Source organism: Oleiphilus sp. HI0043, assembly GCF_001634935.1.
Window position 1 is genome coordinate 1 of record NZ_LWEY01000832.1, and the last position, 1,357, is coordinate 1,357.

General features: G+C 45.1%; 1 pseudogene. It reads left to right on the top strand.

Features of this window, described 5'->3' with window-relative positions:
* Window positions 1–247: 247 nt before the first annotated feature.
* Window positions 248–1,357 (top strand): annotated as a pseudogene (locus tag A3729_RS33875) (transposase); the annotation flags it as partial.

The window sequence follows — 1,357 nt, forward strand, 5'->3', positions numbered from 1 at the left end:
CCAACAGCCTCGTCTATCTGGTTCACAACAGCCGTTACCGCTTCTACCGCAGCACGATAAGCCGCAGCATCTTCTTGCTCTGCACCCGTATCAGTTGTTTCGTCAATTAATGGAGGCGTATCAAAAATATCAATATCCTGGGACATACCAAAGCCCATGGTCGACTTCACCTGATCCCCCTGTGTCAGGATAGTTGTCGCCTCTGTTAATTTTTAATAATTGAATAGGAGGCGGTAAGAGAATATGAGTGAAGCATTATTCAAAAGAGTTTAAAGAAGCCATTGTTAAGAAGTGGCTTGAAAGTGGGTTATCATTAAGAACGTTTTCAGCCCAGGAAAACATAAACCTATCCACCTTGTATTCCTGGCGAGATAAATTTCAATTACCAGGTTCAAGTGTGACAAAAAGTAGTAGTCCAGATAACTGGTCTCCAGAAGCAAAGTTTTCAATTGTTCTGGAAACCGCCATGATGTCGGAGATAGAGCTAAGTGAGTATTGCCGAGAAAAAGGGCTGTACCCTGATCAGGTGAAGCAATGGAAACAATCTTGTATTAACAACAATATGACTGAGGCTCAGCGTAAGAAACAGGAAGCTGCAGAGCGCAAAGCAGATAAGAAGCGTATTAAGCAGTTAGAGAAGGAGCTAAAACGCAAAGATGCAGCACTTGCTGAAACTGCTGCATTATTGGTGCTCAGAAAAAAGCTCAATGCCTACTGGGGGGAAGACGAGGACAGCTAACCATGCTTCCAGATAGGCAATATTATGTGGAGCTGATTGATGAAGCCGTTAGTGCTGGAGCCAGAAGAGTGAAAGCCTGTGAGCTAATAGGCTTATCGCTTCGGACCTTACAACGCTGGATTGAAGATGGTGGCGTTACACAGGACAAAAGACAGTCAGCTATTAGACCTGAGCCAAAGAATAAGTTGTCAGAAACCGAGCGACAGAGCATTATCAATATCTGTAACGAGCCCGAATATGCGGACCTTCCACCCAGCCAAATCGTACCAAGGCTAGCGGATAAAGGGCAATATATTGCTTCTGAGTCCAGCTTTTATCGTGTGCTCAAAGCACATAATCAACTGGCTCACAGGGGGCGAGACAAGCCCAAAAATGGTACGAAGAAACCGAAGGGATATACGGCCACTGGGCCAAATGAAGTCTGGAGTTGGGATATTACGTACTGCCCTGCAACTGTGATAGGGCGGTATTATTACCTGTATATGATAGAAGATATCTTCAGTCGCAAAATTGTTGGCTGGGAAGTGCATGAGTCCGAGCAAGGAGAACATGCAGCAGCATTGCTTGAGCGCAGTGTTTGGTCAGAAAAGTGCGTCAGAAAATCCCTGGTGTTGCACT